The sequence below is a fragment of the Frankia sp. AiPs1 genome (genome assembly GCF_023716945.1).
In the GTDB taxonomy this organism is placed as follows: Bacteria; Actinomycetota; Actinomycetes; order Frankiales; family Frankiaceae; genus Frankia.
In genome coordinates this window covers 1-5,916 of the sequence record NZ_JAMQQF010000363.1, presented here as the reverse complement: position 1 = coordinate 5,916, position 5,916 = coordinate 1, and the positions used below count along the sequence as shown (strand labels likewise).

Here is a 5,916-nt window from a genome sequence, read left to right as displayed (position 1 = left end):
GCGTCCGACGGCGCCGCGCCGGCCGGCCCCACCGCGCTCGAGCCGACCGCGCTCGACCCCGCCCTACTCGACCCCCCAACGCTCGAACCCGCACCGCTCGAACCCGCCCTGTCGTCCTACCCGGAGGTCGCCGCAACGCCGCCGGATCGGTCGGACCCCTGGGGCGTTCCCGACGCGTACGGGGCGGCGCCGGCCGGCAGGCCCGGCGTGGTCGATCCCCTCGGTGCCCCCGACCCGGTCGGTGCCCCCGATCCCTTCGGAGCTCGCGATCCCTTCGGAGCCCCCGAGCAGGTCGGCGTCGGCGAACCCGCCCCCGGCTCGGCGGTGGTGATCCAGGGGACCGGGGTGAGCAAGCGATTCGTCTCGTACAGCAACCGCGCGACGAGCCTGAAGGAACGGTTCGTCCGCCGTGGTGGTCCCGCCGGGGACGACTTCTGGGCGCTGCGCGACGTCGACGTGACGATCGGGCGCGGCCAGACGGTCGGGCTCGCCGGGGCGAACGGCTCGGGCAAGTCGACCCTGCTCAAGGTGCTCGCCGGCATCCTGCGCCCGACCAGCGGGCAGGTCTCGGTGCAGGGCCGGATCGCGTCGCTGCTGGAGCTCGGTGCCGGGTTCAACGGCGAGCTGTCCGGGCGGGACAACGTCTACCTCAACGCCTCGCTGCTCGGGCTGTCCAAGCGGGAGATCGACCGGTTGTTCGACTCGATCGTCGACTTCTCCGAACTGCGGCACAAGATCGACGATGACGTGAAGCACTACTCGTCCGGCCAGTACGTGCGCCTGGGCTTCGCCGTGGCCGTGCACGTCGATCCGGACGTGCTGCTCGTCGACGAGGTGCTCGCCGTCGGCGACGAGGCGTTCCAGCGCAAGTGCCTGGCCAAGATCGCCGAATTCCGGGCGCAGGGGCGCACGATCCTGTTCGTCACCCACTCCCTCGACCTCATCGAGAGCATGTGTGACCGGATCCTGGTCCTGGAGTCCGGCTCACTGATCTACGACGGCAACCCTGCCGTGGGCACGAAGCTGCTGCGGCAGAAGCTGGGCAGCCTGCCGGCCGAGGGTCCGGTGTCGTGGGAGTACGCCACCGTCCGGCCCCAGTCGGTGGCCTTCAGCCTGGATCCCGGCGGGCTGCCGCTGGTGCAGTACGACCCGGGCGAGCGGCTCACGGTCAGCGTCGAGCTCGACGTCACCGAGGGTGCGCCGGCGCAGATCTACCTGCACACCTACATCGTCGGGCAGAGCGAGGTGCCCATCTGGATGATGGAGACGCCGCTGGGCGGGCTCGCCGTCGGTCCCGGGCGGCACATCGTCGACTTCTCCGTCCCGCACCTACCCGAGCTGCTCGGGGCGTTCGCGGTCAAGGTGCACGTGTCGGACGCCACCACCGGAGCCCCGGTGACGACCCGCCGGTTCGAGGAGCTGTTCGGCGTCAGCGGACCGCAGGCAGACGGGCTTCTCAAGGTCGACTACGAGGCGAGGCTGCGCGGATGACGGAGCGGAAGCAGACGGCAATCACCGCCGGGCCGGGCGGTGGCGCGGCGACCGAGCCGTTGGCGACCATCGTGATCGTCAACTGGAACGGGGCGCACCTGCTGCCGGCCTGCCTCGACGGCATCGCCAAGCAGGACGCCGGCCTCGCCTTCCAGACCTGGGTCGTCGACAACGCCTCGGTGGACGGTTCCCGGGAACTACTCGCCGAGCGTTACCCCTGGGTGCGGATCGTGCCCTCGGACCGCAACCTTGGTTTCGCCGGCGGCAACAACCTCGCCCTGCGTCAGGTCACCACGCCGTATGCGGTGCTGGTGAACAACGACGCCGTGCCCGAACCGACGTGGCTCGCGGCTCTGCTGGCGCCGTTCGGTGAGCCCGGCGGCCAGCACCTCGGCGCTGCCACCGGCAAGGTCGTGTTCCTCCCCCGCTTCCTGCGGCTGCGGTTGAGTACGCCCACCTTCGTGCCCGGCCCGCACGACTCCCGGGAGCTGGGCGTGCGGGTGTCGTCGGTGACGGTGGACGGGCACGAGGCGCTGCGCGAGGTGCTCTGGGAGAAGCTGACCTACGGCGCCGAGGGACCGCCGAAGGCCCCGTACTTCTGGACCCGCGGCGACGGCGAGCTGTGCGTCCCGATCCCGGACGGTGGACCGGTCACCCTCGGGTTCACCTGGGCGGCGGAGTCGCGCAAGCAGGTCGTGCTGAGCTGGGACGGCCCGACCGGGACCGCCGATGGCGGTCGGGCCGAGCTGGCCGTCGGCCCCGAGTCGACGACGGTGACTCTGACCGTCGGCGGGGAGGCGCCGCGCGTCGACGTGGTCAACAACGTCGGCGGGATCGTGCTGACCGACGGCTACGGCGCGGACCGGGGCTACCAGCAGGTCGACACCGGCCAGTTCGACCAGCCGGAGGACGTGTTCACCGCCTGCGGCAACGGGATGGCGATCCGGTCGTCGCTGGGTCACGAGCTCGGCTGGTTCGACGACGCGTTCTTCCTGTACTACGAGGACACCGACCTGTCGTGGCGGATCCGGGCCCGCGGGTACACGATCCGTTACATGCCGGGCGCGGTGCTGCGGCACATCCACTCCGCGTCGAGCGTCGAGTGGTCGCCGCTGTTCGTCTTCCACACCGACCGCAACCGGCTGCTGATGCTCACCAAGGACGCGACGGCGGCGCTGGCGCTGTCCGCGGTGCTGCGCTACCCGGCGACGACCGCCTCCATCGCGGTGCGCACCCTGCGCCAGGCCTGGCGGGGCCGCAGCCGCCCGGCGGTCCGCCCGACGCTGCTGCGGCTCCGGGTCTGCGGCTCCTACCTGCGGCTGCTGCCCACGATGCTGCGGGCCCGCCGCGAGATCGGCCGCACCGCCGCCGAGCGGCGCTCGAGCCTGCAGAGCTGGCTGGTCTCCCGATGAGCGAGCTCGCGAGCGGCGCCACGGATCCCGCCGCGCCGACCACTGCGGTCGACCCGGCCACTGCGGCCACTGCGGTCGACCCGGCCACTGCGGTCGATCCGGCCAGCGGGTCCGACGCGCAGCCGGCGCGGGGGGTTCGGGCCGCCGTCTACAACCGGTTCTGGCACTCGATGGGCGGCGGGGAACGCCACAACGGCATGATCGCTCAGGTGCTGGCGGCCGAGGGTGCGAGCGTCGACATCCTCGGGCACTCCGAGGTCGACCTCGACCGGCTCGGCAGCCATCTCGGCCTGGATCTCACCGGCTGCCGTTACGTCCGGCTGCCCGACCGCGGCGAAGAAGCCATCGCGGCCCTCTCCGCGGGCTACGACCTGTTCGTCAACGGCTCGTACATGAGCCGCATCGCGCCGCAGTCCCCGCGGTCGGCGTACCTGTGCTTCTTTCCGACGCCCTTCGACCACGACATGGCGGCCTGGCGTAAGGCCGCCGTGCGCACCGCCGGTCCGCTGCTGCGCGGGGTGCGCCCCGCGGTCAGCTTCGGCCAGGGCTGGTACCCGCCGGAGGGCGGCCGCCGCCGGCAGTGGACCTGGACGAACGGGTCGGGCATCCTCGCCGTCAGCCCGGGTGAGCGGCGCACCCTGCGCGCCGACATCGGCCGTCCGGGCGCGCCGGCCGGCACCTCGCTGCGGGTCCTCGACGCCGGTGGCGGGGTGCTGGCCAAGCTGGAGATCGGCGCCGACTTCGCCCCGTTCGAGGTGCCGCTGCCGCCGACCACCGACGGCACCGAGCTCACCCTGGTCAGCGACGCGTTCTCGCCGGGCGCCGCGGACGTGCGCGAGCTCGGCGTCGCGGTGAGCCGCCCACGAGTCACCGACGGCGACGAGGGACCGATCGCCCGCCTGCCGCTACGCTTCCCCTGGCTGCTGCGGGACCCGGCGGACCTGGCCTACCTCGACGGCTACGACGTGGTCATGGCCAACTCGCAGTTCACCCGGGGCTGGATCCGGCGGTTGTGGAGGCGCGACGCCGACGTGCTGTTCCCCCCCATCCAGGTGCAGCGGCTGCACCCGGCGCCGACCCGGGAGAAGGCCGTCGTCACCGTCGGGCGGTTCTTCATGCCGGGTCTCGGGCACGCCAAGCGGCAGCTCGAGATGGTGCAGTGGTTCGGTGAGCTGTACCGTGCCGGCGACCTGCCGGGCTGGACGATGCACGTCGTCGGCGGCTGCGAGGAGTCCCAGCGGCCCTACCTGGAGCAGGTCCGCGCCGCCGGGGCCGGCCTGCCGGTGCAGGTCCACCCGAACGCCCCGCGGGCGCAGGTGGAGCAGCTGCTGTCGACCAGCTCGGTGTTCTGGTCGGCGACCGGCTACGGCGAGGACGACCGGCGCCGGCCCTGGACGGCGGAGCACTTCGGGATGACCACCGTCGAGGCGATGGCCGGCGGCTGCGTGCCCGTCGTCATCGACCGCGCCGGGCAGCGGGAGATCGTCCGGCACGGCGTCGACGGCTACCGGTGGACCGGGCCGGAGCAGGTCGCCTCGTTCACCCGTCGGCTCGCCGCCGAGGACGGCCTGCGCGGCCGGCTCGCGGCCGCGGCGGTCGAGCGGGCCCAGACCTTCTCGGACGACGCGTTCGCCGACCAGTGGCGCGACATCGCCGACCGCCGCCACCTCTACCAGGGCTGACCGAACCCAGGACTACCCGAAACCAGGACTACCCGAAACCAGAGCTGACCGGAACCAGAGCTGACCGGGAGCGGCAGCGCGGCATCGACACGACAGCGGCGGGAGCAGGCGGATGAGGATCGTGCTCGACGGCACGCCGCTGCTCGGGCGGCGCACCGGCGTCGGCCGCTACACCGAGCACCTGCTGGCCGGCCTCGCCCGGCTCGACACCTCCTGGGAGCTGGCGGCGACGGCGTTCACCTGGCGTGGGCTCGACGAGCTGGCCGGGAGCCTGCCGGCGGGGGTGCGCCCGGCCGCCCGCCGGGCGCCGGCGCGACTGCTCCAGGACGCCTGGATCCGCGGCGAGCAGCCGGCCGTGGAATGGCTCACCGGCGCCGCGGACATCGTGCACGGGACCAACTTCGTCCTGCCGCCGCTGCGTCGCGCCCGCGGCGTGCTCACCATCCACGACCTGTCCTACCTGCGGACCCCGGACACGGTCACGGCCGCCTCCGCCCGCTACAGCGATCTCGTTCCCCGCGGGCTGCGGCGCGCCTCGGCCGTACTGACGCCGAGCCGGGCCGTCGCCGAGGAGGTGATCACCGCCTACCGGCTCGACCCGGCGCTGGTCACCCCCACCCCGCTCGGCGTCGACGACGCCTGGTTCACCACCCCGGCGCCGACTGGGGCCTGGCGGCGGGAGCACGGGCTGCCCGAGCGGTACCTGCTCTTCGTCGGCTCGGTCGAACCCCGCAAGAACCTGCCGGTCCTGCTGGAGGCCGTCCGCCGGCTGCACGCGGCAAAACTCGGCGCGCCCCCGCTGGTCCTCGTGGGACCGCCGGGGTGGGGGCCGACCCTCGACCTCGCCGGGCTGCCCGCCGGCAGCGTCGTCACCGCCGGCTACCTCGACGCCGAGCAGTTGCGGGCTACGGTCGCGGGCGCCAGCGTGCTGTGCTTTCCCTCCCGCTACGAGGGTTTCGGCCTACCGCCCCTGGAAGCGCTCGCCGCCGGTACCCCGGTGGTCGCCGCCGACATCCCGACCGTCCGGGAGGTCACCGGGGCCCTGGTCGACACCGTCGGCAGCCCGGTGCGACTGGTCCGTCAGGCCGACCGGGACTCGTTCGCCGACGACCTCGCCGAGGCGATCCTCGCCCTGCTCAGCTCCCCCGGCGACGCCGAGGTGGGCCGCGCTCACGCCCGCACCTTCACCTGGCGGCGCACCGCGGAACTGACCGCGGCTGTCTACCGCCGGGTCGCCGAGCTTCCATAGGGCGACGGCGAGCAGCACCCCGCCGACGATCGCGCAGCCCGCCAGGGCCGCCAGGCCGATCCGCGGCGAGCCGGGGCCGGCC

The 5,916-nt window shown here is 73.4% G+C and carries 4 protein-coding genes; all 4 read left to right on the top strand.

The genetic code is table 11. The features are described 5' to 3' along the window. The coding region (locus ND748_RS22950; protein WP_374216003.1) for an ATP-binding cassette domain-containing protein at positions 1–1,491 on the top strand (1,491 nt) is incomplete at its 5' end. Continuing rightward, positions 1,488–2,903, top strand: coding sequence for a glycosyltransferase family 2 protein (locus tag ND748_RS22945; RefSeq protein WP_251748031.1), 1,416 nt, complete (start codon positions 1,488–1,490; stop codon positions 2,901–2,903). The genes ND748_RS22950 and ND748_RS22945, both read left to right, overlap by 4 nt. Next, on the top strand, positions 2,900–4,585 hold the full coding sequence (locus tag ND748_RS22940; protein WP_251748030.1) for a glycosyltransferase: 1,686 nt from the start codon (positions 2,900–2,902) through the stop codon (positions 4,583–4,585). The genes ND748_RS22945 and ND748_RS22940 overlap by 4 nt, the downstream gene beginning before the upstream one ends. Positions 4,586–4,697: 112 nt before the next feature. Next, complete coding sequence (locus ND748_RS22935; protein WP_251748029.1) at positions 4,698–5,834, top strand: glycosyltransferase family 1 protein; 1,137 nt, start codon at positions 4,698–4,700, stop codon at positions 5,832–5,834. Positions 5,835–5,916 lie beyond the last annotated feature (82 nt).